This window comes from Acidovorax sp. LjRoot194, from assembly GCF_964253015.1.
Lineage (GTDB): Bacteria > Pseudomonadota > Gammaproteobacteria > Burkholderiales > Burkholderiaceae_C > Acidovorax.
Genome location: NZ_CAXUQB020000001.1, coordinates 634,168 through 658,582, shown reverse-complemented (window position 1 = coordinate 658,582; position 24,415 = coordinate 634,168). Strand labels below are relative to the sequence as shown.

At 67.6% G+C, this 24,415-nt stretch carries 26 protein-coding genes; 15 read left to right on the top strand and 11 right to left on the bottom strand.

Going from position 1 to position 24,415, the window contains the following annotated elements:
• Positions 1–172 precede the first annotated feature (172 nt).
• Entirely contained in the window at positions 173–1,120 is a 948-nt protein-coding gene (locus tag ACSQ3N_RS03145) for an EamA family transporter (RefSeq protein ID WP_056165173.1), read from the bottom strand.
• A 97-nt stretch (positions 1,121–1,217) separates the two neighbouring features.
• Here ACSQ3N_RS03145 and ACSQ3N_RS03140 point away from each other — a divergent pair, with 97 nt between their 5' ends.
• From ACSQ3N_RS03140 to arsC, 3 genes are all read left to right on the top strand, one after another.
• Positions 1,218–1,682 (top strand): Lrp/AsnC family transcriptional regulator, encoded by a 465-nt coding sequence (locus ACSQ3N_RS03140; RefSeq protein WP_436145568.1) that lies wholly within the window; start codon positions 1,218–1,220, stop codon positions 1,680–1,682.
• Positions 1,672–2,460 carry a DUF1045 domain-containing protein gene (locus ACSQ3N_RS03135; protein ID WP_436145567.1) on the top strand — a complete coding sequence of 263 codons (789 nt, stop codon included), beginning with the start codon at positions 1,672–1,674 and terminating at the stop codon, positions 2,458–2,460. The genes ACSQ3N_RS03140 and ACSQ3N_RS03135 overlap by 11 nt, the downstream gene beginning before the upstream one ends.
• 103 nt (positions 2,461–2,563) lie before the next feature.
• Positions 2,564–2,986 (top strand): arsenate reductase (glutaredoxin), encoded by a 423-nt coding sequence (gene arsC / locus ACSQ3N_RS03130; RefSeq protein WP_436145566.1) that lies wholly within the window; start codon positions 2,564–2,566, stop codon positions 2,984–2,986.
• Between the two features lie 36 nt (positions 2,987–3,022).
• Here arsC and ACSQ3N_RS03125 read toward each other — a convergent pair whose 3' ends face one another.
• Together ACSQ3N_RS03125 and ACSQ3N_RS03120 are read right to left on the bottom strand one after the other, a co-directional pair.
• Positions 3,023–3,379 (bottom strand): hypothetical protein, encoded by a 357-nt coding sequence (locus ACSQ3N_RS03125; protein WP_436145565.1) that lies wholly within the window; start codon positions 3,377–3,379, stop codon positions 3,023–3,025.
• A 70-nt stretch (positions 3,380–3,449) separates the two neighbouring features.
• On the bottom strand, positions 3,450–4,097 hold the full coding sequence (locus ACSQ3N_RS03120) for a DNA-3-methyladenine glycosylase I (protein ID WP_436145564.1): 648 nt from the start codon (positions 4,095–4,097) through the stop codon (positions 3,450–3,452).
• Between the two features lie 152 nt (positions 4,098–4,249).
• Between ACSQ3N_RS03120 and ACSQ3N_RS03115 the strand changes: the two genes are divergently transcribed.
• The 3 genes from ACSQ3N_RS03115 to ACSQ3N_RS03105 are packed head-to-tail and all read left to right on the top strand — an operon-like array spanning position 4,250 to position 6,569.
• Complete coding sequence (locus tag ACSQ3N_RS03115; RefSeq protein WP_436145563.1) at positions 4,250–5,407, top strand: aminopeptidase; 1,158 nt, start codon at positions 4,250–4,252, stop codon at positions 5,405–5,407.
• A complete protein-coding gene (locus ACSQ3N_RS03110; protein WP_436145562.1) occupies positions 5,400–5,825 on the top strand; it encodes a polyhydroxyalkanoic acid system family protein in 426 nt (141 codons plus the stop codon). The genes ACSQ3N_RS03115 and ACSQ3N_RS03110 overlap by 8 nt, the downstream gene beginning before the upstream one ends.
• A 15-nt stretch (positions 5,826–5,840) precedes the next feature.
• Positions 5,841–6,569 (top strand): nitroreductase, encoded by a 729-nt coding sequence (locus ACSQ3N_RS03105; protein ID WP_436145561.1) that lies wholly within the window; start codon positions 5,841–5,843, stop codon positions 6,567–6,569.
• A gap of 13 nt (positions 6,570–6,582) precedes the next feature.
• Here the strand turns inward: ACSQ3N_RS03105 and ACSQ3N_RS03100 are convergent, their stop codons facing one another.
• Entirely contained in the window at positions 6,583–7,680 is a 1,098-nt protein-coding gene (locus ACSQ3N_RS03100) for an ornithine cyclodeaminase (protein WP_436145560.1), read from the bottom strand.
• Between the two features lie 146 nt (positions 7,681–7,826).
• Entirely contained in the window at positions 7,827–8,567 is a 741-nt protein-coding gene (locus ACSQ3N_RS03095) for an IclR family transcriptional regulator (protein ID WP_436145559.1), read from the bottom strand.
• Between the two features lie 158 nt (positions 8,568–8,725).
• Between ACSQ3N_RS03095 and ACSQ3N_RS03090 the strand changes: the two genes are divergently transcribed.
• Positions 8,726–9,658, top strand: coding sequence for a hydroxymethylglutaryl-CoA lyase (locus tag ACSQ3N_RS03090; protein WP_056165155.1), 933 nt, complete (start codon positions 8,726–8,728; stop codon positions 9,656–9,658).
• Complete coding sequence (locus ACSQ3N_RS03085; protein ID WP_056165153.1) at positions 9,651–10,880, top strand: CaiB/BaiF CoA transferase family protein; 1,230 nt, start codon at positions 9,651–9,653, stop codon at positions 10,878–10,880. The genes ACSQ3N_RS03090 and ACSQ3N_RS03085 overlap by 8 nt, the downstream gene beginning before the upstream one ends.
• 290 nt (positions 10,881–11,170) lie before the next feature.
• Here ACSQ3N_RS03085 and ACSQ3N_RS03080 read toward each other — a convergent pair whose 3' ends face one another.
• Complete coding sequence (locus tag ACSQ3N_RS03080) at positions 11,171–11,425, bottom strand: acyl-CoA-binding protein (RefSeq protein WP_056165150.1); 255 nt, start codon at positions 11,423–11,425, stop codon at positions 11,171–11,173.
• Between the two features lie 150 nt (positions 11,426–11,575).
• On the opposite strand from ACSQ3N_RS03080, the gene ACSQ3N_RS03075 reads away from it, so the two are divergent.
• On the top strand, positions 11,576–13,213 hold the full coding sequence (locus ACSQ3N_RS03075; RefSeq protein WP_056165149.1) for a wax ester/triacylglycerol synthase family O-acyltransferase: 1,638 nt from the start codon (positions 11,576–11,578) through the stop codon (positions 13,211–13,213).
• A 14-nt stretch (positions 13,214–13,227) separates the two neighbouring features.
• Entirely contained in the window at positions 13,228–13,794 is a 567-nt protein-coding gene (locus ACSQ3N_RS03070; RefSeq protein ID WP_056165184.1) for a DUF922 domain-containing Zn-dependent protease, read from the top strand.
• A gap of 104 nt (positions 13,795–13,898) precedes the next feature.
• Here ACSQ3N_RS03070 and ACSQ3N_RS03065 read toward each other — a convergent pair whose 3' ends face one another.
• A complete protein-coding gene (locus ACSQ3N_RS03065; RefSeq protein ID WP_436145558.1) occupies positions 13,899–14,849 on the bottom strand; it encodes a LysR family transcriptional regulator in 951 nt (316 codons plus the stop codon).
• A gap of 116 nt (positions 14,850–14,965) precedes the next feature.
• On the opposite strand from ACSQ3N_RS03065, the gene ACSQ3N_RS03060 reads away from it, so the two are divergent.
• The 4 genes from ACSQ3N_RS03060 (at position 14,966) to ACSQ3N_RS03045 (ending at position 18,866) form a co-directional block, all read left to right on the top strand.
• Entirely contained in the window at positions 14,966–15,904 is a 939-nt protein-coding gene (locus tag ACSQ3N_RS03060; RefSeq protein WP_056165145.1) for a dihydrodipicolinate synthase family protein, read from the top strand.
• Between the two features lie 80 nt (positions 15,905–15,984).
• The gene (locus tag ACSQ3N_RS03055) at positions 15,985–16,959 is read left to right on the top strand and encodes a Bug family tripartite tricarboxylate transporter substrate binding protein (RefSeq protein ID WP_056165143.1); all 975 of its coding nucleotides are present in this window, start codon (positions 15,985–15,987) and stop codon (positions 16,957–16,959) included.
• The gene (locus tag ACSQ3N_RS03050; protein ID WP_056165141.1) at positions 16,949–17,647 is read left to right on the top strand and encodes an SDR family NAD(P)-dependent oxidoreductase; all 699 of its coding nucleotides are present in this window, start codon (positions 16,949–16,951) and stop codon (positions 17,645–17,647) included. The genes ACSQ3N_RS03055 and ACSQ3N_RS03050 overlap by 11 nt, the downstream gene beginning before the upstream one ends.
• Positions 17,648–17,699: 52 nt before the next feature.
• The gene (locus tag ACSQ3N_RS03045) at positions 17,700–18,866 is read left to right on the top strand and encodes a mandelate racemase/muconate lactonizing enzyme family protein (protein WP_056165140.1); all 1,167 of its coding nucleotides are present in this window, start codon (positions 17,700–17,702) and stop codon (positions 18,864–18,866) included.
• A 140-nt stretch (positions 18,867–19,006) separates the two neighbouring features.
• Here ACSQ3N_RS03045 and ACSQ3N_RS03040 read toward each other — a convergent pair whose 3' ends face one another.
• The 3 genes from ACSQ3N_RS03040 to msuE all read right to left on the bottom strand — a co-directional run bounded on the left by ACSQ3N_RS03040 (position 19,007) and on the right by msuE (position 21,736).
• Positions 19,007–20,032, bottom strand: coding sequence for a methionine synthase (locus ACSQ3N_RS03040; RefSeq protein ID WP_436145557.1), 1,026 nt, complete (start codon positions 20,030–20,032; stop codon positions 19,007–19,009).
• Between the two features lie 76 nt (positions 20,033–20,108).
• Positions 20,109–21,095, bottom strand: a complete 987-nt coding sequence (locus ACSQ3N_RS03035; protein ID WP_436145556.1) for a DUF1852 domain-containing protein — start codon at positions 21,093–21,095, stop codon at positions 20,109–20,111.
• A gap of 47 nt (positions 21,096–21,142) precedes the next feature.
• Positions 21,143–21,736: an FMN reductase gene (gene msuE / locus ACSQ3N_RS03030; RefSeq protein WP_056165134.1), complete on the bottom strand. Its 594-nt coding sequence runs from the start codon at positions 21,734–21,736 to the stop codon at positions 21,143–21,145.
• A gap of 77 nt (positions 21,737–21,813) precedes the next feature.
• Between msuE and ACSQ3N_RS03025 the strand changes: the two genes are divergently transcribed.
• Positions 21,814–22,716, top strand: a complete 903-nt coding sequence (locus ACSQ3N_RS03025) for a LysR family transcriptional regulator (protein ID WP_056165132.1) — start codon at positions 21,814–21,816, stop codon at positions 22,714–22,716.
• Here ACSQ3N_RS03025 and ACSQ3N_RS03020 read toward each other — a convergent pair.
• On the bottom strand, positions 22,697–24,334 hold the full coding sequence (locus ACSQ3N_RS03020) for a tannase/feruloyl esterase family alpha/beta hydrolase (protein ID WP_235507299.1): 1,638 nt from the start codon (positions 24,332–24,334) through the stop codon (positions 22,697–22,699). The genes ACSQ3N_RS03025 and ACSQ3N_RS03020 overlap by 20 nt on opposite strands.
• Between the last annotated feature and the right edge of the window lie 81 nt (positions 24,335–24,415).

Sequence of the window (24,415 nt, the reverse complement as noted above, 5' to 3'; positions counted from 1 at the left end):
CGCACCCCGGCCCCCGCCCTCAACAAAGGCATGCTGCCGAATCAGCGAGCTAGCGAGCTAGCGCCCAGGTTTCGACAAGCTCAATCAGAACGGATAGTGAAGACGCGCAAAGACTTCGACAGGCTCAACCTGAACGGGTGGAAGACAAGACAAAACAAGACACCCCAGCCCACTACCCCACCCGCAGGCCCCACCAAGACGCCCTTCGCCCCACCCACCACCCCTTCAACGCCTTGCCATACAAAATCAACACCAGCGCCGCCCCAATCAGCGGCAACGCCGCAAACACCCACCCCGTCAGCAACTCACCCCCCAGCGCCACCCCCACCAACAACGCCACGGCCGGGTTCACAAACGAATAGCTCCCCGCCAACGCCGCCGACGTGTTCTGCAGCAGCCACAGATACGCATTGAGCGCCACCAGCGTCCCAAACACCAGCAGGTACACCCACGCAGCCCACGACTTCGCACTCACCTGCCCCAGCGCGCTCAGCGGCTCGAAGCACAGTGCCGCCACCAGCCCCATCGCCCCACCCACCAGCCACTGCGCAGCCGCCGCCATGGCAGGCGCAGGCAGAGACAACTTGCGCGATGCGTACGAACCCACGCTCCAGCACAGCGGCGCGCCAAAGGCCAGCAGCGCTCCGAGCCAGGTCGCAGAAAAGTCGCCCTCCAATGCGAGTAGCAGCGCACCCACCACGCCCAGTGCCACGCCGATCCAGCTCATCAACGGTACCCGTTCGCCGCCCCAGTGCGACCACAGCGCCAGCCACATCGGCATGGTGGTTACCACCGTGGCCATCAGGCCCGAGCCGATGCCCAGCTTCTGCGCAAAAACCACCAGATTCATCGCCAGAAACACCATCAACGCGCCCACGATGGCCGAGTTACGCCACTGCAAGACCGTGGGCAGCGCGTGCCCCTGCCACAGCGCCACCAGCAGCATCACGCCGCCTGCACACAGGAAACGGATCGCGCTCATCAACAGGGGCGGCATGGTCTGCAAGGCGATGCCGATGGCAAAGTACGTGGTGCCCCACACCACGTACACCAACAGCAGGGCGAGGCCCAAGGCCCACGGCGCGGGGTGGCGGGCTTGCACATTGATATTTGCCGGCATATTCTTCACCTGACCGAATAATTTATGGAATTCGCAAGAATTTCGGAATTTTTACCAAATTCATGCCGCTATGCAAGCAAATATTCAGACAGATGACATGGACGCCAGAATTATTTCGGCGCTGAGCGTGGATGGCCGACGTTCGTACGCCGAAGTGGGCAGCGAAGTGGGGCTGTCCACGGCGGCCGTGCACGAGCGCGTGAAGAAGCTGCTGGACAAGGGGGTGATCCGCCGGTTCTCCATCAGCGTGGAGCCGGAGCGCGTGGGGCTGTCCTTCACGGCCTTCGTGGCCATCCGCAACGACGGCGGCGCCCACTGCCGCGACATCGCCCCGCGCCTGCAGGCCATGCCCGAGATCGAAGAGCTGCACAGCGTGGCGGGTGAATACGACTTTCTGGCCAAGGTGCGCACCACCCACGCGCGGGCGCTGGAAGACGTGCTCTACCAGATCAAGGCCATCGAGGGCGTGGCGCGCACCACCAGCACGGTGGTGCTCAACACCGAGTTCGAAGACCGCCCGCTCAACCTGGGGTGGATGAGCGAAGACCGCAATGCCACCTGATACCAAGACAACACCGTGCCCGCACCAGGCGGCAACCGCAGCCCCTCTGCCGGCGGCCTCCGAGACCGCGGCGGCCCATCGCTATGCGGTCTACTTCGCGCCCAGCCCCGGCAGCCTGGGATGGCTGGCGGGCAGCCATTGGCTGGGCCGATGCGCAGCCTTGCTGCAGCCGCTGCCACAGCTCGACATCCATGGCGTGCCTGCCGATGTGCTGGAACGCCTCACCGCAGCACCGCGCCGATACGGCTGGCACGCCACACTCAAGGCCCCGTTCTCACTGGCGCCCGGCGTGGACTGGATGACGCTGCACCACGCAGTGCAAACCGTGGCGCAGAGCCTGAGCGCTTTCCAGCTGCCGCCGTTGCACGTGGAGCGCCTGGGCGACTTCCTGGCGCTGGTACCGCCGCCTTCGCATGCGGCCAACGCAGCCCTGCGCGACGCGGCGGCGGCCTGCGTCATGCAATTGCAGCCTCTGGCAGCGCCCCTGTCCAAGGCCGATCTGGCGCGTCGCCGAGCCGTCGGTCTCAGCGCGCGGCAGGACGAACTGATGCAGCTTTGGGGCTACCCCTTCGTGCTGGAGGAGTTCCGCTTCCACATGACGATCACGGGGCGACTGTCGCAGGTGGATGCCAGCACCCAGGCGCTGGTGCTGGATGCCGCGCAGGAATACTTCTCCGACATGCCCGCGCTGAAGTTCGACAGCCTTGCCCTGTTTGCCGAGCCGGCGCCGGGGGCCGACTTCGCGCTGCTGGACCACCTGGAGCTGGGCGCTGGATGACGTGCCGGCAGCAAGGCGGCCCGCTGGTGTTCCGCTGGTGGCCCGACCGCTCGTGGCCGCGATACTCGCAACCCTTGTCCATCGATCCATGACCGACCACGCCATGTCCACCGTCACTATCTATCACAACCCGAAGTGCGGCACCTCCCGCAACACGCTCGCCATGATCCGCAACAGCGGCATCGAGCCCGAGGTCATCGAGTACCTGAAAACCCCGCCGGACCGCGCCACGCTGGTCGCGCTGATTGCCGCCACGGGCGCACCGGTGATCGACGCCGTGCGCACCAAGGAGGCGCTGTTCACCGAGCTGCAATTGAACGCGCCGGGCGTGACGGACGCGCAGCTCATCGACGCCATGCTGGCCCACCCCATCCTCATGAACCGGCCGCTGGTGACGACGCCGCTGGGCACCCGGCTGTGCCGGCCGTCGGAGTTGGTGCTCGACATCCTGCCCGCGCCGCAGCAAGGCGCTTTCAGCAAGGAAGACGGCGAAGTGGTGGTCAACGCGAAGGGCGAGCGGGCCTGACGCTGCGGGCGCCATCGGGCCATCGGGCCGGTCCAGTCAGCTGAACAGACCCATCATCACGGCCAGCGCCGTGGCGGCCCAGCCCACGCGGTTCGCGGTCTGCGCAGACTTGCGGTCGATGGGGATCAGCTCGCAACGGCGCCACATCCACACATTGCCAGCGCAGGCCACCAGCACGGCGGCCACCGCCATCACCACCGAGCCAAGCCCAAAGGCCAGACCGGCACCCCCGATCAGCGTCACCCAGGTGAACATGGCGATCGCGCTGGAGGTGCTGGCCAGCACGTGCGACAGGCCGCCGCAGTAGGTGCACTGCGCAGGGTTCTCGCGCGCGGACCAGCGGACCGCCGGGTCGCGGACGCCGGGCTTCTGGCAGTGGGGACAGGCATGCATGGTGCGCAGCTCCGAAAGGGTGACCTGCACCACTATAGCCACTGATGCGGCCACCCGCCAATGGGTGGGGCTAGGGCAGCGTGAACGCCGCCCGCGCCTGCAGCGCCCGGTCGCGCGAATGGCAGCCTTCGAGATGGTCGTTCACCAGCCCCATCGCCTGCATGAAGGCGTACACGGTGGTGGGGCCCACGAAGGTCCAGCCGCGCCTCTTGAGGTCCTTGGACATGGCCACCGAGGCGGGCGATGTGGACAGCGCGCGCGCTGCCTCGCGCGTGAGGCGTGCGGGCCGGTCGGCGGCGGCGGGCTCGTAGCGCCAGGCGTAGCGGGCGAGCGAGCCGAACTCGCGGCGCAGCTCCAGCACGCGGTGCGCATTGTTGATGGTGGAGACGATCTTGCCGCGGTGGCGCACGATGGCCGCGTCCTGCACCAGGCGCTCGATGTCGGCCTCGCCATAGGCGGCGACCTTCTCGGCGTCGAAATGGTCGAACGCGGCGCGGAAGCCCTCGCGCTTGTTCAGGATGGTGAGCCAGCTCAGGCCGGATTGAAAACCCTCCAGGCAGAGCTTCTCGAAAAGGCGCCGGTCGTCATCCACCGGAAAGCCCCACTCGGTGTCGTGGTAGTGGCGGTACAGCGGCGTGGCCTGGCACCAGGTGCAGCGCGGGCAGCCAGCATCGTCGGCGAACAGGCCTTCGGGCAGGGCGGTGGGGGCGTCGGTCATGGTGGGGCATTCTAGGCAGGCACAGCGCAGGCCCCGGGCACACACGGCGTGCCGCACCGCGGTCCACCGGTTGCCCTAAACTGCCCGGCAGGCACGCCCTGCCGCCCGCGCCCCCCCGCCTTTTCACACCCTGTTCCGAGACGACTGCCTGCATGCGCCTGCTTCCCGTACGCCCTCTGCTGTGGCTGGCCATCGCCACCTCGTTCCTGCTGGCGGGCTGCGCCAGCACCACCGACTCGCTGGGCTACTACTGGCAATCGGTGCGCGGCCACATGCAGCTGATGCACGCGGCCGAGCCCATCGACCGCTGGATCGCGCGCAGCGACATCAACCCCGCGCTGCGCGAGCGGCTGCAGCTGGCGCAAAAAGCCCGCGCCTTTGCGGTGGCCGAGCTGGGCCTGCCCGACAACGCCAGCTACCGCCGCTATGCGGACCTCCAGCGCCCCGCCGCCGTGTGGAACGTGGTGGCCGCGCCGCCGTATGCGCTGACGCTGCACACCTGGTGCTTTCCGGTCACGGGCTGCATCGGCTACCGCGGCTACTTCGCGCAGGCCGACGCCCAGGCCGAGGCCGACCAGCTCGCGGCGCAGGGGCTGGAGGTGGAGGTGTACGGCGTGCCCGCGTACTCCACGCTGGGCTACATGAACTGGGCGGGCGGCGACCCGCTGCTGTCCACCTTCATCGGCTGGCCCGAGGGCGACTTCGTGCGCCTGCTGTTCCACGAGCTGGCGCACCAGGTGGTGTACGCCGAGGGCGACACGCTGTTCAACGAATCGTTCGCCACGGCGGTGGAACGCATCGGCGTGGCGCAGTGGCTGGCCACCCATTCCACACCCGCCGTGCGCGAGGCCTACGCCACCAGCGAGTCGCGCCGCGCCGCCTTCCGTGCGCTGACCCGTGCCACGCGCGCCCGGCTGGCGGCCATTTATGAGCAAAAAGAGGCTCCACCGCTGGCTGGACAAGCGCTAGCCGCTATGAAAACAGAAGCAATGCAGGATTTCCGCAGCCGCTACGACGCCTTGCGCGCGCAGTGGCTGGGCACCGCGCCGGGCTCCACGCCCCAGGTCACCACCGCCCAGGTGGCGGGCTACGACCGCTGGGTGGCCAAGGCCAACAACGCCAGCTTTGCAGCGCAGGCCGCCTACGACGAACTGGTGCCGGGCTTCGAGGCCCTGTTCGCGCAGCAGGGCCGCGACTGGAGCCGGTTCTATGATGCCGTACGACAACTGACCCGCCAGCCGCTGCAGGAGCGCCAAGACGCCCTGCGCGCATTGGCGCCCACGACCCCCAAGGAGACACCCGGTGCCTGACATCCACATCCATCGCGAACACCAACTGGGCCTGAAAGAGGCCCGCAAGATTGCTTTCTCGTGGGCCGAAAAGGCCGAGGAAAAATTCGACATGGAATGTGTCTACGAAGAGGGCGACACCGAAGACACGCTCACCTTCAGCCGCTCGGGCGTGAAGGGCACGCTGCTGGTGGACGCCACGCAGTTCGAGATGAAGGCGCAGCTGGGCTTTTTGTTCGGCGCATTCAAGGACCGCATCGAGTCCGAGATCGGCGACCAGCTCGACGCGCTGCTGAACGGCAAGCCGGCCAAGGCGGCGGGCAAGAAGGCGGCGGCGGATGCAGAAGAGCCCAAGAAGGACAAGACCCCCGCCAAGGCAGCCCCCAAGGCCGCCGCCAAGACGCCCGCCAAAACCGCGGCCAAGCCCAAGAAGGCCTGAGGCACGCAGCCCGCCATGGCCTCCCCGGCACCCACCACCTCCACAGGCACGGCCGCAGCGCCGCCCGCTGACGCCACGGCGTTCGACACGCTGTCGGCCCTGCTGCACACCCGCTACAGCTGCCGCGCCTACCAGCCCGAGCCCCTGCCGCGCGCCACCATCGAACAGATCCTGGTGACGGCGCAGCGCACCGCGTCGTGGTGCAACGCACAGCCCTGGCAGGTGCACATCGCCAGCGGCGCCACGCTGAACCGCTTGCGCGAAGCATTCGCCGCCGTGCTGCCCACCACGCCCGCCGCACCCGACCTGCCCTGGCCGCGGGAGTACCGCGGCGTGTACCAGGAGCGCCGCCGCGAATGCGGCTGGGGGTTGTACGACTCCCTGGGCATTGCCAAGGGCGACCGCGAAGCCTCGGCCCGCCAGGCGGCGCAGAACTTCACGATGTTCGGCGCGCCGCACGTGGCCATCGTCACCAGCGACGAGGCACTGGGCCCCTACGGCGCGGTGGACTGCGGCGCGTACGTGGCCCACTTCATGCTGGCCGCGCATAGCCTGGGCGTGGGCTCCATTGCGCAGGCCGCGCTCGCGTCGTACCCCGCCGTGCTGCGCGAAGTGCTGGGCATTGGCGATGACCGCACCATCGTCTGCGGCATCTCGTTCGGCATGGCGGACCTGGCGCACCCGGCCAACCACTTTCGCACCACGCGGGCCGATGCGGCCGACAGCGTGGTGTGGCGCGACTGACGGGGCCTTCCGGTCACGCCGCTGCGCGCAGCAAGGGGCTGCTGCGCGCCTGTAGCACGCCAAACAGATTCTTCGGGTCGGCCAGCGCAGGAATCAGCTCGATGCGCTCGCCCACACCCAGCACCTGCGCCGCATCGCGCAGAAAGCGCAGGGCCGAAAAGTCCTCCAGCGCAAAGCCCACGGAATCGAAGACGGTGACCGCGGCATCGCCGCTGCGGCCTGCGCGCCGGCCGGCCAGCACCTCCCACAGCTCGGTCACCGCAAAGTCGGCGGGCAGTTGCTGGATGTCGCCTTCGACGCGGGTCTGCGGCGCGTATTCCACAAACACCTGCGCCGCACGCAGCACATCGGCATGCAGCTCGGTCTTGCCGGGGCAGTCGCCGCCCACCGCGTTGATGTGCAGGCCGGGCGACAGCATGTCGGGCGTGAGGATGGTGGCGTTGGTCTTGTCGGCCGTCACCGTGGTCACGATGTCGGCCCCGCGCACCGCATCGGCCGTGCTGGCGCAGGCAACGGTGGCGATGCCTGTGCCCTGCAGGTTGGCCTGCAGCTTGGCGGTGGCGGCCGGGTCGGTGTCGAACAGCTGCAGCGTGGTGATGCCCAGCAGGTGGTGGAAGGCCAGCGCCTGGAACTCGCTCTGCGCGCCGTTGCCGATCAGCGCCATGGTGCGGCTGCCGGGCCGCGCCAGTGCCCGCGCGGCCACGGCCGACATGGCGGCGGTGCGCAGCGCGGTGGTGAGCGTGAGCTCGCTCAGCAGTAGCGGTGCGCCTGTGGCCACATCGGCCAGTACGCCGAAGGCCATCACCGTCGACAGGCCATGGCGCGTGTTGCGCGGGTGGCCGTTGACGTACTTGAAGGCGTAGGTTGCATCGTCGGCAATCGGCATCAGCTCGATCACGCCGTCCTGCGAATGGCTGGCCACACGCGCCGACTTGTCGAACGACTCCCAGCGCAGGAAGTCGGCCTCGATGTTGTCGGCGATGCCCCGCAGGCAGGCTTCGATGCCCTTGCACCGCACGAGGGCGATGACGTCCGGCGCGCTGAGGTACAGGGTGGAGAAGGTGGTGGGGGTGGCGTGCGATGCGGTGGGTGTCAGGTTCTGCGTGACCATGGTCTTGTCTCCAAAGGGATGGAGACAAGTTTCCGCCGGGCAGATGGCAATGGGAATCGCCAGAACTGCCGCATATTGCGCACCGCCCTGGCGAACTGGCAGCCGAAACTGGCCTTCTGACCAGTCGGCAATGCTCGGTCTGCGCCTCAGACCTGCCCGCTCAACCGGCGCGCCGCCTCCAGCACGGCCTTGACGTACCGCTCTTCATAGCGATGCGCCGGCATCGTCAGCGTGACGGCGGCGGCCAGGCTGCCGTCCGCATGGAACACGGGCGCCGAGATGCCCGCCACCTCGTGCAGCCGGTCGCCCGCGCCGGCCATGTAGCCGTCGGCGCGGATGCGGGCGTACAGCACACGGTCCTTCTGGCCCAGCGTGCGGCTGAGCGCCGGGTCGAACGCCACCAGCACCCGCCCGCCAGTGCCGCGCCCGAGCGGCAGCACATCGCCGGCGCGGATGTGGTCGCGCACGGGGTGCGGCGAATCCACACGGAACTGGCACAGCCGCACCGCGTCAGCGCCCTGCCCCTGGCGCACGTGGTAGGCCGCGCTCTCGCCCGTGGCGGCCACCAGGTCGCGCAGCACGGGCAGCACCACCCGGTCGAGCGAGAACGATGCCGCGTACAGCGCATGCAGCCGCGCCACTTCAGCGCCCAGTGCGTAACGCCCGTCCGCCAGGCGCTGCACCCAGCGCGCATGCTCCAGCGACGCCAGCAGGCGCAGCGCGGTGCTCTTGTGCAGTTGTGTGCGGGCGGCCAATTCGGCCAGTGTGAGAGCGCCTTCCCCCGCGCGAAAGGCGGCCACCAGCGTGAGGGCGCGGTCCACGGCCGCCACACCACCCGGCGCTGCGTGGGCGTCGGCCAGGGATTCGTGCGCGGATTTGCGGGGCATGGGGCAGCTTGCAAAAGAAAAACCGGAGGGTCAGGGCTTGACGGCGCTGGTTAAAACGCCAATCATTTCAATGGAAAGAACACCGTTCTATCTATTAGAACAACGCACCGCGGCAGCGTCAAGCCTTTGCAGCCGCCCTGCACTGCACCAAGGACCCCATGGCATCCCCCGACATCCTCATCAGCGAAGTGGGCCCGCGCGACGGCCTGCAGTCCGTGCAGGCCACCATGCCCACGGCGCACAAACTGCGCTGGATCGACGCGCTCGTCGCCGCAGGCCTGCGCGAGATCGAAGTCGGCTCGTTCGTGCCCGCACGCCTGCTGCCCCAGATGGCCGACGTGGCCGAGGTGGTGGGCCACGCGCTCACCCACCCCGGCATCACCGTGATGGCCCTGGTGCCCAACCTGCGCGGCGCCGAGGCCGCGCTGGCCAGCGGCGTGCACAAGATCACGCTGCCCGTGTCGGCCAGCGCAGCGCATTCACAGGCCAATGTGCGCAAGACCCCCGAAGAGATGGTGCAGGAGCTGCGCGCCATCACCCGCCTGCGCGCCGAGACCGCGCCCCAGGTGCTGGTGGAGGTGGGCATCTCCACCGCCTTCGGCTGCACGCTGCAGGGCGAGGTGCCCGAGGACGACGTGATCCGCCTGGCTGCAGCGTGCGTGGCGGCGGGCGTGGACGAGGTGGGCCTGTCGGACACCACCGGCATGGCCAACCCCGCCCAGGTGCGCCGCCTGTTCACCCGGCTGCGCAGCGAGATCGGCCCGCACGCGGGCGCGGCCCACATGCACAACACCCGCGGCCTGGGCCTGGCCAACTGCCTGGCCGCGTACGACGTGGGCGTGCGCACCTTCGACGCATCGCTGGGCGGCCTGGGCGGCTGCCCCTATGCACCGGGAGCCTCGGGCAATGTGGTCACCGAAGACCTGGTGTTCATGTTCGAGGCCATGGGCGTGACCACCGGCGTGGACCTGGCCCGGCTGTTCGCCGCGCGCATCCCCCTGCAGGCCGGGCTGCCCGGCGAGCCGGTGTACGGCATGACGCCCGAGGCGGGGCTGCCCAAGGGATGGATACAGGAGGCAACGCATGCTTGAGAACAACGACAGTGCCCCGAGCCAGGGCCCCGGCGACTTGCCCTACGCCGGCATCCGCGTGGTGGAGTTCACCCACATGGTCATGGGCCCCACCTGCGGCCTGGTGCTGGCCGACCTGGGGGCCGAGGTCATCAAGGTCGAGCCCATCGGCCACGGCCGCGAGGGCGATGCCACGCGCAAGCTGCGCGGGTCGGGGGCGGGCTTCTTCCCGCTGTTCAACCGCAACAAGAAGAGCCTGGCGCTGGACCTGGAAACCCCCGAGGGCAAGGAGGCCGTGCTGCGCCTGATCGCCACGGCCGACATCGTGAGCGAGAACTTCAAGCCCGGCACCATGCACAAGCTGGGCCTGGACTACGCCAGCCTGAAGGCGCTGAACCCGCGCCTCATCTACGTGAGCCACAAGGGCTTTCTGCCTGGCCCGTACGACCACCGCACTGCGCTCGACGAGGTGGTGCAGATGATGGGCGGCCTGGCCTACATGACCGGCCGGCCCGGCGACCCGCTGCGCGCGGGCACCAGCGTCAACGACATCATGGGCGGCATGTTCGGCGCCATCGGCGCGATGGCCGCGCTGGCGCAGCGCGAAAAGACCGGGCGCGGCCAGGAGGTGCAGAGCGCGCTGTTCGAGAACAACGTGTTCCTCGTCGCACAGCACATCATGCAGTTCGCCGTCACGGGCCAGCCCGCGGCGCCCATGCCTGCGCGCATCTCGGCCTGGGCGATCTACGACGTGTTCCAGGTGAAGGATGGCGAGCAGATCTTCCTGGCCGTGGTGAGCGACGGCGCGTGGGCGGTGTTCTGCGACGCCTTCGGCTTTGCGGACCTGAAGGCCGACCCGCGCCTGGCCAGCAACAACGACCGGGTGCGCGAACGCGCCTGGATGATGCCGCTGCTGCGCGAGCGGCTGGCGCCGTTCAGTGCCGCGCACCTGGCCGACGTGTTCGAGCGCCACACCCTGCCGTTTGCGCCCATCACGCGACCGCAAGACCTGCTGGACGACCCGCACCTGAACGCCACAGGCGCCCTGGCCCCCATGACCCTGCCCGACGGCCGCGCCACCCAGACGGTGCTGCTGCCCCTGGCCATGGACGGCCAGCGCCCCGGCGTGCGGCTGTCGCCGCCCCGGGTGGGTGAGCACAATGCAGAGCTGCTGGCGGAGCTGGGGTACGATGCTATAAAAATTGAAGCGCTTGGCGCTTATCCAGCAAGCGGCAAAGCCTGATTTTTCTCAAATGGTGCTTGATGGGCCAATGACCTCGGTCTTCACATCCCCTCATGCCCACCTCTCCACCTCTCAACCTCTCAACCACCGTTCGGGCTGAGCCCGTCGAAGCCAGGGCGTACCCCGCGCGTGCAAGGCTTCGACAAGCTCAGCCCGAACGGATGGGTGAGCGAATTTGGGGGTCCCTGAAGCAAATGGCCTACCAGGCTGATTGATTTCCAGGCCGGAGTTACGCCCCCCAGAAAAAGCAAAAGCGGCCTGGGCCGCTTTTGCTGGGGGGAACCAACTGCTTACTGCAGCGATGTGATCAGGTCGACGTACTGCTGCTTGGCGGCATCGGCCTCGGTGCCCTTGAGCTTTTCCCACGCGTCCCACTTGGCACGGCCCACCATGTCGGAGAAGCTGGGCTTCTTCTCGGTGTTGTCGCCGGCCGTGGCCTGCTTGTACAGCGCGTAGATCTTGAGCAGCGTGGCGTTGTCGGGGCGCTCGCTGAGGTTCTTGGAATTGGCGACGGCGGCTTCGAAAGTCTCGTTCAGATCGGCCATGGGAATTGCTCCTGGGTGAATTCTTGAGGGGGAGGGAAAGAACGGTATTGGCAAGAGATTGCTGCGTTGTATCTTACGGGCTGCGCATGGTGAGAGGCCGTGCCATCCATAGAGGCAAGCCCCCAAAAACGAACAACAGGTGTACATCCGATGGTGACCCGCATTTCTGCCCCCAGCGCCACGGCCACCGAAGGCGCCGCCAGCCCCTTGCGCAAGGCCCGCGCCCAGGCCCCCGCCGTCGCCCGCCGTGCAGCCCAGGCGCTGCCGCCTGCCGCGCGCAAGGCCGCGGGCGCGGTGCAAAAGAACGTGCGCCGCGCTGCCACCGGCATGCTGGGGCTTTCGGGCGAGCGCATGAGCAAGGTCGACACCGCCTGGCTGCGCATGGACTCGGCCAGCAACCTGATGATGATCAACGGCGTGTGGACGCTCTCGCCCGGCATCGGGTGGGAGGCCCTGTGCGAGCGCGTGCAGCAGCGCTTGCTGCAGTACCCGCGCTTTCGCCAGCGCGTGGTGGAAGACGCGGCGGGTGCCACCTGGGTGGAAGACCGGCAGTTCGACATCGCGGCCCACGTGCTGCGTGAAAAGCTCACAGCCCCGAAAGGCGAGAAAAGCCTGCAGCGCGCGCTGCAGGACCGCGTGGGCGAGCTGGCCATGCAGCCGCTGGACCCGCGCCGCCCGCTGTGGCAGATGCACCTCGTCGAAGACTTCGTGGGCGACGACGGCCAACCAGGCAGCGCGCTCATCGTGCGCATCCACCACTGCATCGCCGACGGCATCGCGCTGATCTCGGTCACGATGTCCATCGTGGACGGCGGCGCCGAGCCGCCCAAGCGCACCCGCAAAGAGCGCGAGCAGGCCGCCACGGCCGAGGACTGGATCGCCGAGACGCTCATCAAGCCCTTCACCGGCATGACCGTGAAGGCGCTGGACCTGGCGGGCGACAGCGCCGCCAAGTCGCTGCAGATGCTGGGCGACCCCGAAAAGACCATGCACAGCGGCCTGTCGGGCACGATGGACATGGCGCGCGTGGCGTACCAGCTGGTCAGCGACGCAGCCGCCCTGGCGCTGATGCCCGACGACTCGCCCACGCGCCTGAAGGGCCAGCCCGGCAGCGCCAAGCGCGTGGCCTGGTGCCCGCCGTTCCCGCTCGAAGAGGTCAAGGCCATCGGCAAAGCGCTCAACTGTTCCATCAACGACGTGCTGCTGTCGTGCGTGGCCGGCGCCATCGGCGGCTACCTGCGCAGCGAGGGCGACGACCCCACGGGCCAGGAGATCCGCGCGATGATCCCCGTCAACCTGCGCCCCATGGAAGAGGCGTGGAAGCTGGGCAACCGTTTCGGCCTGGTGCCGCTGGTACTGCCCATCGGCATGGCCAACCCGGTCGAGCGTGTGTACGAAGTGCGCCGGCGCATGAATGCCCTGAAGGGCAGCACCCAGCCCATCCTGGCGTTTGCCATGCTGGCCGTAGCGGGGCTGTTGATCAAGCCCGCGCAGGATGCGCTGCTCAACCTGTTCGGCCGCAAGACCACGGCCGTGATGACCAACGTGCCCGGCCCCAAGGAGCAGCTCACGCTGTGCGGGGCGCGCGTCACGCAGTGCATGTTCTGGGTGCCGCAGTCGGGCGACATCGGCCTGGGGGTCTCCATCCTGAGCTACGGCGGCGGCGTGCAGTTCGGCGTGATCACCGACACCGCGCTGTGCCCCGAGCCGCAGCGCATCATCGATGCGTTCACGCCGGAGTTTGCGCAGCTGTCGCTGCTCACGCTCATGTTGCCGTGGGGCGAGTGAAGCAGCCCCCTGCGGTGAAAGCCGCCGTCCTGTTTCTGGCACCGTGGGCTGCGGCAGCGGCCACCTGCGCCCAGGCTGCGGTGGTCGAAGAGCATGCCGACCGCCCGTACGCCGTGTACGCAGAGCCTGCCGACACGCTGCGCCAGGCGCTCAACGCGGCCACGCCCATCACCGTGGACGGTCAGCGCTTTCATGGCTATACGCGCTGGAACGTGCGCTGGAGTTTCCGCTGGCAGCCTGAAGCCTCGGGCCGCTGCCGCATCACCGAGGTCACCACGCGGCTGCGCACCGAGGTGCAGTTGCCCGAACTGCGACGTGCCACTGCGCAGCAGCGCGCGCTGTTCGACCGCTACCTGCCCGCCCTGTCGCGCCATGAGCAGGGCCATGTACAAGTGGGCCGCGACGCTGCCCGCGCGATCGATAACGGCATTGCACAGCTGCCCACCGCGCCCGACTGCGCCACGCTGGAGCGCCAGGCCAACGCCTTGGGCCACCGGCTGCTGCGCGAGCATACCGAGCGCGAAAAACAGTACGACCGCGACACCCGCCACGGCGCATCGCAAGGCGCCAAGCTGGAGTGAGCCAGCCGTTCTTCCAATAGCCCGGTACCCAACCGGCCCGCCATCCCGGCTGGTGAGTCCGCTACCCCCGCACCGCGCCGCGCAACGCTGCCCTCGAAGGGCCCTTACTGCGCCGCCAGCGACGCGGACAGCCCCCACACCGCCTCGGCCATGGGCGACATCTCGGCGCGTTGGCGGTACAGGCGAATCTGCACCGGCAGGCTCCAGTCGCTGCCGCCTGCGGCAACCAACGTGCCGGCCTTGAGCTCATCGGTGATCAGGCTCTCGGGCAGCCAGGCCACGCCGCGGCCTTCGAGCGCCATGGTCTTGAGCAGCACCGCATGGTGCGCGGTGAACACCACCGACACCCCTTGCGGTATGGCGGCGTCCGGGCCTTCGCTGAGCAGGTGGCGCATGCGCGACCGCATGATGCGGCCCAGGCCCGAGGCCTCGCTGTAAGCCAGCACGGGCACCGGGTACTTCTGCACGATGGCGTGCAGCGGCCGGCCCGGCGACGTGGGAGTGGGCGCGCTCACCGGCAGCAGCACATCGTCCGACAGGCGCAGCACCGGGTACTGCGCCTCGTCCAGCCGGCCCGGCACGTCCCGGTGGCCGTGGCACAGCACGAACTGCACGCGGCGCTGCAGCATCAGGTCCTCGCAGGCGTGCGAGCTGTCGGACATGGTCTGGATGGGGCCCATCTGCAGCCGGGTTTCGATGCCCACCAGCCAGCGCGGAAAGAAGGTGAGCGACAGCACGTGCGTGGCCGCAAAGCGCAGGCTGGCGGCGGCCACGTCGTGCGCGGCGCGGGCCTTGATGCGGGCGGCCTCCAGGTTGGCCAGGATGGCTTCGAGCAGCGGCAGGAACCGCTGGCCGGCCGGCGTGAGCGCAGCCGGGTGCGCGCTGCGGTCGAACAGCTCGACCCCCACCCAGTCCTCCAGCGCCCGGATGTGGCGGCTGAACGCGGGCTGGGCAATCGAGCGCGCCTCGGCCGCGCGCGAGAAATTGCCGGTCTCGGCCAGGGCCAGAAAGTCCTCCAGCCACTCCAGATCCAGCGGTCGGTTGCCAGGGCCCATGGGTGCGTTCCTGCCTTGCGATAGTTGTATGCGATTGAAGTATTGGACCGCGGGCACGGGGTGGGAAATGATCCACCCCGTCGTTCACCCGCTTTCCCCTACGGAGACAAAAAAGCATGCCTGCCATCTCGAATTATCGCGGGATCATTCCCGCCATCTCGTGCCCCTTCACCCCGGACCACCGCATCGACGAGCCCGCGCTGCGCAAGCTCGCCGCCTGGCTGGCGGGCCACGAAGGCGTGGTCGCCATCATGACCAACGGGCACACGGGCGAGGTGTTTTCGCTGACGCCCACCGAGCGCGCCGAGGTCACCCGCATCGTGGCCGACGAGCTCAAGGGGCGCTGCCCTGTGATCTCCTCCATCGTCTGCGAAGGCCTGAAGGATGCGGCCGACCATGCCCGCGCCGCCGTCGAGGCCGGCGCCGTGGCGCTCGACGTGATGCCCCCGCACCACTGGCTGCGCTTTGGCTTCACGCCCGGCCACGCGCTGCAGTACTTCGAGGCCATCCACCAGGCCGCACCCAGCGCCGACCTGGTCTGCCACGTCTACCCCGCCTGGACGCGCGCCTCGTACTCGTCGCAGTTGCTGGCCGACCTGGCCCGGCTGCCCTACCTGCAGGCCTTCAAGGTGGGCCAGCGCGACATGAACAAGTACGCCCGCGACATCCAGGCGATCCGCGAGGCCGACGCCTCCAAGGCCATCCTGACCTGCCACGACGAGTACCTGCTGGCCTCGATGGTGCAGGGCGTGGACGGCGCACTGGTGGGGTTTGCCACGTTCATCCCGCAGCTCATCATCGATTTGTGGAACGCAGTGAAGGCCGGTGATTTGAAGAAGGCCATGGCCGTGCAGGCCGTCATCACGCCGCTGAAGGATGCCGTGTACGGCGGCGGCGAGCCCACCGGCGAGGCCCACGCCCGCATGAAGGGCGGCATGTACCTGGCCGGCGTGCTGGACGACGCCACCGTGCGCCCGCCGACGGAGGCGCCCAACGCGCAGGAAGTCGAAGCCCTGCGCGCTGCGGTGAAGCAGGCGGGTCTGCTCAAGCGCTGAGTGATGGACGTGGGCGGGGGATCTCAAGTCAATCCCCCGTGTTGGTAGTTCTCGAACAAAAAGACCGGAGACAAGACACCATGCAACGCAATCGATTCCTTCGGACACTCCTGCGCACCGCTTTGGGCGCCGCCACGCTCGCGATGGCGGCCGGCAGTTTTGCGCAGGCCTACCCCACCAAGCCGGTGCGGGTGGTCATCCCCTTCCCGCCGGGCGGCACGCTCGACACCGTGGGCCGCCAGCTGGCGCAAAAGCTCGGCGAGCAGATGGGCCAGAACTTCATCGTGGAGAACAAGCCCGGCGGCAACGGCGTGATCGGCGGCGACGTGGTGGCCAAGGCACCGGCCGACGGCTACACGCTGCTGTTCAACGCGTCCACCTTCACCACCGCGCCCATGACCATGAAGTCCGTGCCCTACGGCGTGGTGAAGGACTTCACGCCCGTGGCGCTGGTGGCCAAGGCGCCGCTGTCGGTGGCCATCAACAAGAACCTGCCCGTCACCGACATCAAGTCGCTGATGGCGTACGCCAAGGCCAACCCCGGCAAGATGACCTTTGCCGTGGGCTCCATCGGGTCGGCCGGCCATCTGTCGACCGAGCTGCTCAAACGCGCCGGCCAGCTCGACTACCTGATCGTGCCGTACAAGGGCACGGCGCCTGCGTTCCAGGACCTGATCGGCGGGCAGATCGACGGCTTCATCGACCCCATCCTCGGCTCGCTGCAGTACCACAAGAGCGGCATGCTGCGCGTGGTGGCCGTCACCTCCGCGCAGCGCGCGGCCAGCCTGCCCGACGTGCCCACGGTGGGCGAGACGATCCCGGGCTACGAGTTCTACAGCTGGTACGGCCTGTGGGGCCCGGCCAGGCTGCCGGCCGACATCACCCAGCGGCTGAACACCGAGGTGAACAAGGCCCTGGCCGAGATGACGCCCAAGCTGCGCGAGCAGGGTTTGCTGACCACGCCGGGCAGCGTGGAGGACTTCGCCAAGTTCCAGCGCAGCGACATGGAGCGGTCCCAGAAGATCGTCACCGAAGGGAACATCCGTGTCGAGTAACGCCCGCCACGCCGTGGTCACCGGCGCCAGCAGCGGCATAGGCCGCAGCATCGCCGAGTCGCTGCTGGCAAACGGCTGGCGCGTGACAGGCCTTGACGTGGCCCAGGCGACGGTCGTCCATCCCTCGTTCACCCACACGCCCGTCAACCTGGCCGATGGCGCCGCCATCGCCCGCGTGGCCGCCACGCTGCCCGGCGTGGACGCGCTGGTCCATGCGGCCGGCGTGCTGCGCGTGGGGCCGCTGGGCCAGCTCGACCATGCCGGCGGCGAGCTGATGTGGCGCCTGCATGTGGACGCCGCCACCCGCCTGGCCGACGCCATCGTGCCCGGCATGGCGCAGCGCGGCCGGGGGCGCGTGGTGTTCATCGGCAGCCGTGTGGCGCAGGGCATGGCCGGGCGCGGGCAGTACGCCGCGACCAAGGCTGCGCTGATCGCGCTGGCGCGCAGCTGGGCGGCCGAGGTGGCCGCGCAGGGCGTGACGGTGAACGTCGTCTCGCCCGCGGCCACGGCCACCGGCATGTTGAACGACCCGGCGCGTGCCGGGAGCGCGCCGCGCCTGCCGCCCATCGGCCGGCTGATCGAGCCGGCCGAGATCGCTGCGCTGGTGGGATTTCTGCTCTCCGACCCTGCCGCCGCCATCACGGGGCAGGACATCGCGATCTGCGGAGGCTCGTCGCTCGCCCGCTGATCGCTTGTTTCGTCACCCTTCCTTTTTTGTTTCATCCACCACCACGACCACCATGAAGATCGTCAACATCCTCGAATCGACCCGTCCCATCAAGTCGGACATCCGCAACGCCTACATCGACTTCTCGAAGATGACGCTCAGCCTCGTGGCCGTGGTCACCGATGTGATCCGCGACGGCAAGCCGGTGATCGGCTACGGCTTCAACTCCAACGGCCGCTACGGCCAAGGCGCGCTGATGCGTGACCGCTTCATCCCGCGCGTGCTGGAGGCCGAGCCCGCCAGCCTGCTCGACGCCACCGGCGAGAATATCGACCCGCACAAGGTCTGGGCCCGCATGATGATCAACGAGAAGCCCGGCGGCCACGGCGAGCGCTCGGTGGCGGTGGGCACCATCGACATGGCGGTGTGGGACGCCACGGCAAAAATAGCGGGCAAGCCACTGTTCCAGTTGCTGGCCGAGCGCTACGGCAACGGCACGCCCAACCCGCGCGTGTTCGTCTACGCGGCGGGCGGCTACTACTACCCCGGCAAGGGGCTCGAAGCGCTGCAGCGCGAGATGGAAAGCTACCTGGCGCGCGGCTACTCGGTGGTCAAGATGAAGATCGGCGGCGCGACGCTGGCCGAGGACTGCGAGCGCATCGAGTCGGTGCTCAAGATCCTGGGCCCGGGCCAGCAGCTGGCGGTGGACGCCAACGGCCGGTTCGACCTGGCCACCGCCATCGACTACGGCAAGGCCCTGTCGCAGTACCCGCTGTTCTGGTACGAGGAAGCCGGCGACCCGCTGGACTACGAGCTGCAGGCCAAGCTGGGCGAGGTCTACCAGGGCCCGATGGCCACGGGCGAGAACCTGTTCTCGATGCAGGACGCACGCAACCTGATCCGCCACGGCGGCATGCACAAGGACCGCGACTGGCTGCAGTTCGACTGCGCACTGAGCTACGGCCTGGTGGAGTACCTGCGCACGCTGGACATGCTCAAGGAACACGGCTGGTCCCCCAGCCGCTGCATCCCCCACGGCGGCCACCAGATGTCGCTGGCGATTGCCGCGGGCCTGGGCCTGGGCGGCAACGAGAGCTACCCGGACCTGTTCCAGCCCTACGGCGGCTTCCCGGACGGCGTGAAGGTCGAGAACGGCTACGTCACGCTGCCGCCGCTGCCGGGCATCGGCTTCGAGGGCAAGTCGGACCTGATCGCGGAGATGCGCGCACTGGCGTCTTGACAGTGCAATGAGGCTCCAGCGCTCGTTGAGCAAGCTCTGGCAGCTATGAAATTTGAAGTGGCCGCGTGGGCGGCCACTTCAGTTCCCGATGTCTGGCGGCGTCGCCCAGCGGGCGCAGCACCAAGCCAGCCCGGCTGGCGTTACGCCGCGGCGAGCCGCTCCTTGGCCAGCTTTGTGCCTTCTGCCAGCGCTTTCAGCTTGCGCCAGGCGACGTCCCGCCCCATGGGCGCCAGACCACAATTCGTGCAAGGGAACAGCCGCTCCTTGGGCACGAACTCCAGTGCCCGGGCGATGGTGTCCGCCACTTCCTCGGGGGTCTCGACCACGTCGCTCGCCACATCGATCACGCCGACCATCACGTCCTTGCCGGCCAGCAGCTTCATCAGGTCGGGCGGCACATGGGAATGGATGCATTCCAGGCTCACCTGGTCGATGCTGCTCTTGGCCAGCGCGGGGAACACTGCCTCGTACTGGCGCCATTCGTCGCCCAGAGTGCTCTTCCAGTCGGTGTTGGCCTTGATGCCGTAGCCGTAGCAGATGTGCACCGCCGTCGTGCAAGTCAGGCCCTGCGCTGCGCGCTCCAGCGCCTGCACGCCCCAGTCGGCGGCGTCCTTCATGTAGACGTTGAAGGCGGGTTCGTCGAACTGGATGATGTCCACGCCATCGGCCTGCAGCGCCAGCGCTTCTTGGTTGAGCAGCTCCGCAAACGCTAAGGCCATCTTGACCTTGTCACCGTAGAAGCGGTCTGCCACGGTGTCGACGATGGTCATCGGGCCGGGCAGGGTGAACTTCAGTTTTTTGCTGGTGTGCGCGCGCGCCAGCTGTGCCTCGAAGGCATGCACGCGGCCCTTCAGGCGCAGGGCCGAGACCACCTGAGGCACCATCGCGTCGTAGCGGTTGTCGCGGATGCCCATCTTCACCTTGTGCTCGAAGTCGATGCCTTCGACCTGCTCGAGGAAGCCGTGTACGAAGTGCTGGCGCGATTGCTCGCCGTCGCCCACGATGTCCAGGCCCGCGTCTTCCTGGGCCTTGATCCACAGCAGGGTGGCGTCGGCCTTGGCCTGGCGCAGCGCATCGCCCTCGGCCATCCACTGCGGCCAGAGCTTGTTGGTTTCAGCCAGCCAGGCGGGTTTGGGCAGGCTGCCTGCGATGGAGGTTTCAAACATCTGACAATTCCTTTGAAGCAAAGAGGGGTGGGTGAGCATATTCCGGGAGACTGACCCGGTGATGGAAGCCGAGTATTCAGTGGGCGTGGGCAGCAGCGGCCCATTGCTCCAGGACCTTCTTGTACGGCCTGATGAAGTGCTCCTGCGCAAACTTGCCCTGCTTGACCGCCAACTGGCTGCGCTCTTCCCGGTCGTACACGATCTGCGTCAACGAGTAATCCTGGTGCTTAAGGCTCGGTTGGTAGAGTTTTCCTGCCGCTGAATTGGCGTTGTAGATCTCGGGGCGGTAGATCTTCTGAAAGGTTTCCATCGTGCTGATGGTGCCGATCAACTCCAGGCTCGTGTAGTCGCCCAGCAGGTCTCCGTGAAAGTAGAACGCCAGCGGCGCAACGCCATTCGCAGGCATGAAGAATCGGACCTGCATCCCCATTTTTGCGAAGTATTGGTCGGTTGAGGACAGCTCACTCTGTTGGTACTCGATGCCCAGTACCGGGTGCTGGTTGCCGGTGCGTCGATAGGTCTTGCTGGTCGAAGCGCTGATGCAGATGACAGGCGGTTTGCCGAAGCGTTCCTTGTAGATGCGCGAGTTGGCGAACTGCTGGAACAGCTTTCCATGCAGGTCGCCAAAATCATCGGGCGTGCTGAATTGCGCGCGGTGGGCGTTGTACTCAGGAAGCAGCACGCTGAAGTCGTAGTCGCGCACGTAGGAGGAGAAATTGTTCCCTGCAATGCCAGGGATGCGTTGGTTCGCTGTCTTGTCGAGGATGCAGGTTTTCAGTATCTCGATCAGCGGAAAGGCAGCATTTCCACCCTTGGCATTCATGCTCATCTCGACCGAGATGATCTCGAGTTCGACGCAGTAGCGGTCCCCCGTCGGGTTGTCCCAATGCGCCAGGTCGTTGAAGCGGTTGTCAATCATCTTCAGCGTGTTGCGCAGGTTCTGTTGCCGACTGGCTCCCCGGGCCAGGTTGGCAAAGTTGGTGGTCATGCGTGTGCTGTCCGATGGCTCATAGTTTTCATCGAAACATATGCTTTTGAGGCTGAAGCTGAGTTCGTCGTTCATGGCGGTCCGGTGGCTTGAATTGGGGAGGGGAAGGGGCGGTGCTTGTTTCAGGCCAGCGCCACTTCGTCGGCCAGCGAGGGCTGGGCGTGGCGCGCCAACGGCATGAGCGGCAGTGCCCGCTGGACGGCCAGTCTGGCCCGGGCGATCAGGGCCTGGCTTTGCAACTGGTAGTCCACGAAATCCTTGTCGGTCGCATACACGCCCAGCGGCAACGTGCGCGCCTGGAAGAAGCTGAACAGCGGCCGCAGCTGGTGGTCGATCACCAGCGCATGGCGCTCGCTGCCGCCGGTGGCGGCCAGCAGCACCGGCGTGTCGATCAAGGCGTCCTGGTGAACGAAGTCGAAGAAGTGCTTGAACAGCCCCGCATAGGCACCGCGGTACACCGGTGTCGCCACCACCAGGATGTCGGCCTGCTCGACCGCCGCCAATTCCCGCTCTACAGCGCTGGGCAGTTGATCGCGCCTGACCGCGCCAGCGAACATCGGTGCGAGCTGGCCTAGGTCGACCAGGCGTTGTTCGCAGGGACGCTCATCGGCGATGAGGTCCAGCAGGTGCTCTGCCAGGGCAGCGGACCTGGAGGGGCGCTGCAGCCCGCCGGAGACTGCGACGATGCGCAGGGGATGTGCTGTAAGTGCGTTCATGGGAGGGGATGCTAGTGGCTGTGAACCATGAAGTAAAATGGTCTTATTTCATCAACCCATGAACACGGTTCATTAAAATGCTCGAACGCATTCACCTCAACATCGTTCAGCAGGTTGAGAAGCAAGGGTCGTTGACGGCCGCGGCGGGCGTGTTGAACCTCACCCAGTCGGCCCTGAGCCACAGCATGAAGAAGCTGGAGCAGCAACTGGGCACCGACGTGTGGTTGCGCGAAGGTCGAAGCCTGCGCCTCACGCAGGCCGGCCAGTACCTGCTGGCAGTGGCCAACCGCGTGCTGCCGCAGCTGGACCTGGCCGAAGAGCGCCTGGGCCAGTTTGCACAGGGCGAACGCGGTGCGCTGCGCATCGGCATGGAATGCCACCCTTGCTACCAGTGGCTGCTCAAGGTGGTGTCCCCTTATCTGGCCGCATGGCCCGACGTGGACGTGGACGTCAAGCAGAAGTTTCAGTTCGGCGGGATCGGCGCGCTCTTCGGCTTCGAGATCGACCTGCTGGTCACGCCCGACCCGTTGTTCAAGCCAGGGCTGAAGTTCGAACCCGTGTTCGACTACGAGCAGGTGCTCGTCGTGGCCAAGGGCCATGCCCTGGCTTCGGCGGCCTATGTGAAGCCCCAGCAATTGACACAGGAAGTGCTCATCAGCTACCCCGTCGACATCGAGCGCCTGGACATCTACAGCCAGTTCCTGCTACCGGCCGGTGTCACGCCCAAGCGCCACAAGGCCATCGAGACCACCGACATCATGCTGCAGATGGTGGCCAGCGGCCGGGGGGTGGCCGCCCTGCCGCGCTGGCTGGTGCAAGAGTACGCGGCCAAGATGGATGTGGTGCCTGTCCGGCTGGGCGCGCGCGGCATCGCCAAGCAGATCTTCCTCGGGGCACGCGAGACGGACACCGCCATTGACTACGTGCGGGCCTTCATCGAACTGGCCCGCACTGCAGTGCCTACGTCGCAGAGCAGGTGAAGCTCTCGACCTTGGCCGGGTCGCCCGTGCCGTTGTAGCGCGGGAATTTCGGGTACTCGCACACCGGGCGCTGCGCCACGGGGGTGCTGGTGCCCGGTGCGAACTTGGTGGCCACCAGCTTGTCGGGCGCCGTGCTCTTTTCCACCCAGGCATCCATGGCCGCCAGCAGGTCGATGGAGCGCGGCTCGGTGCCCGTGCCGTCCAGGTCATGCCCGTTGGAGGGCGAGGTGACCATGCGCGCAAAGCCCTGCACCTTGCTGGCGCCCAGGCGCTGCTTGACCGACTCGAAGTAGTCCGCCGTGCGGTACACCGACACGCAGGTGTCGCCCAGGCCATACCAGATCAGCAGCTTGCCGCCGTTGTCGGCAAAGGCGGAGATGTCGGGGTCCGTGCCATCGATCATCCCGGCCAGCCGCGCGTACTGCGCCTGGTACTGCGTGGGGTCGTGCGTCAGGATGTTGGCGTTGGGGTTGCCCTCCACCAGCCGCGCGGCTTCCGTCACGGCCATGTGGTTGAACGAATCGGGTGCGTCGAAGCTGGTGCCGAACATGTACGACTGCCAGTCCGAGGTGGACGCCCCGCCCCGGCCGTAGCGCGGATAGCCCACCGCACCGCGCGACAGGGTCACGGGCGTCTTGTGGTCGCTGTAGATGAGGCGGATCGATTCGATCTGCCCGGCCGTCAGGCAGGTGTCGCTGTCGGCCCCCTTGCACAGCAGGTCGGTGGGCACATAGCTGCAGGCCTCGACGTTGCCGATGATGCCGTCCTTCAGGCCGTCCAGGCCGTCGCACGCTGCGGTTTCGGCCTTGGCGTAGAGCGCGATCTTGGCGGGGCTGAGCCAGTTGTCGCGGCTCTTGAAGATGTGCCGCAGCACCGTGGGGCCCAGGTTGACCTGGTGCGCCTGCTGGCTGATGGCGGGCTCCATGGCCACCACGCCGTCGTAGTCCTTGGGGTACTTCTGCGTGGCGATGAGGCCGGAGCGCCCGCCGTTGGAATGGCCCATGTGGTAGCGCCGCGCGGGGCGCTTGCCATAGAACTCGGTGGCGATCGCCGTGCCGACCTCGAGCACGAAATGGTTCGCGTCGAACGCATGGTTGCGCAGCGCGACATCGCTCTTGCCCCAGGCGAAGCCGCGAATCTGGTGGCCCGAGTCGGAGCTGATCTTCACGTAGGCGTGGGCGGACGGCCCCACGAGTTGCTGGTACCACGGGTCGTCGGTGGGGATGAACCCGTCGAAGCCCCCGCCGCCGATGGTCAGCGTCTTGCCGTTCCACTGCGCGAGCGTGGGCAGCTCCACCGCCCAGTTGATGGTGGACTCGGGCGACGAGACGATCTCGCCGCGCACGATGCAGGCGTCGGGCAGCGTGCTGTCGGCCTTGCGCAGCTCGGTGCGGGTGACCTTGGCACCATGGGGCAGCGCGGCCGAGGTGTAGGCGGCGCAGGCTTCGGCCAGGGGCTTGGCGGCCAGGGGTGGGGCGTCGCTGCCGCCACCGCCGCAGGCCGCCAGCGCCAGGGCCGCGCTGGCGCCCAGGGTTCGGGCGGCCCATCGCCCTGCGTGTGCAGGGCCGGGGATGCTGCGGCGGTGCGCCTCGGTGGCGCGGGATGTGCTCGGGAACATGGGATGCGTCTCCTGTGATGATGTTTCTTCAGGAGCCGCAAGGGCTGTGCGCGGCAGCACCGCCACCGCAGCCCTTGCGGC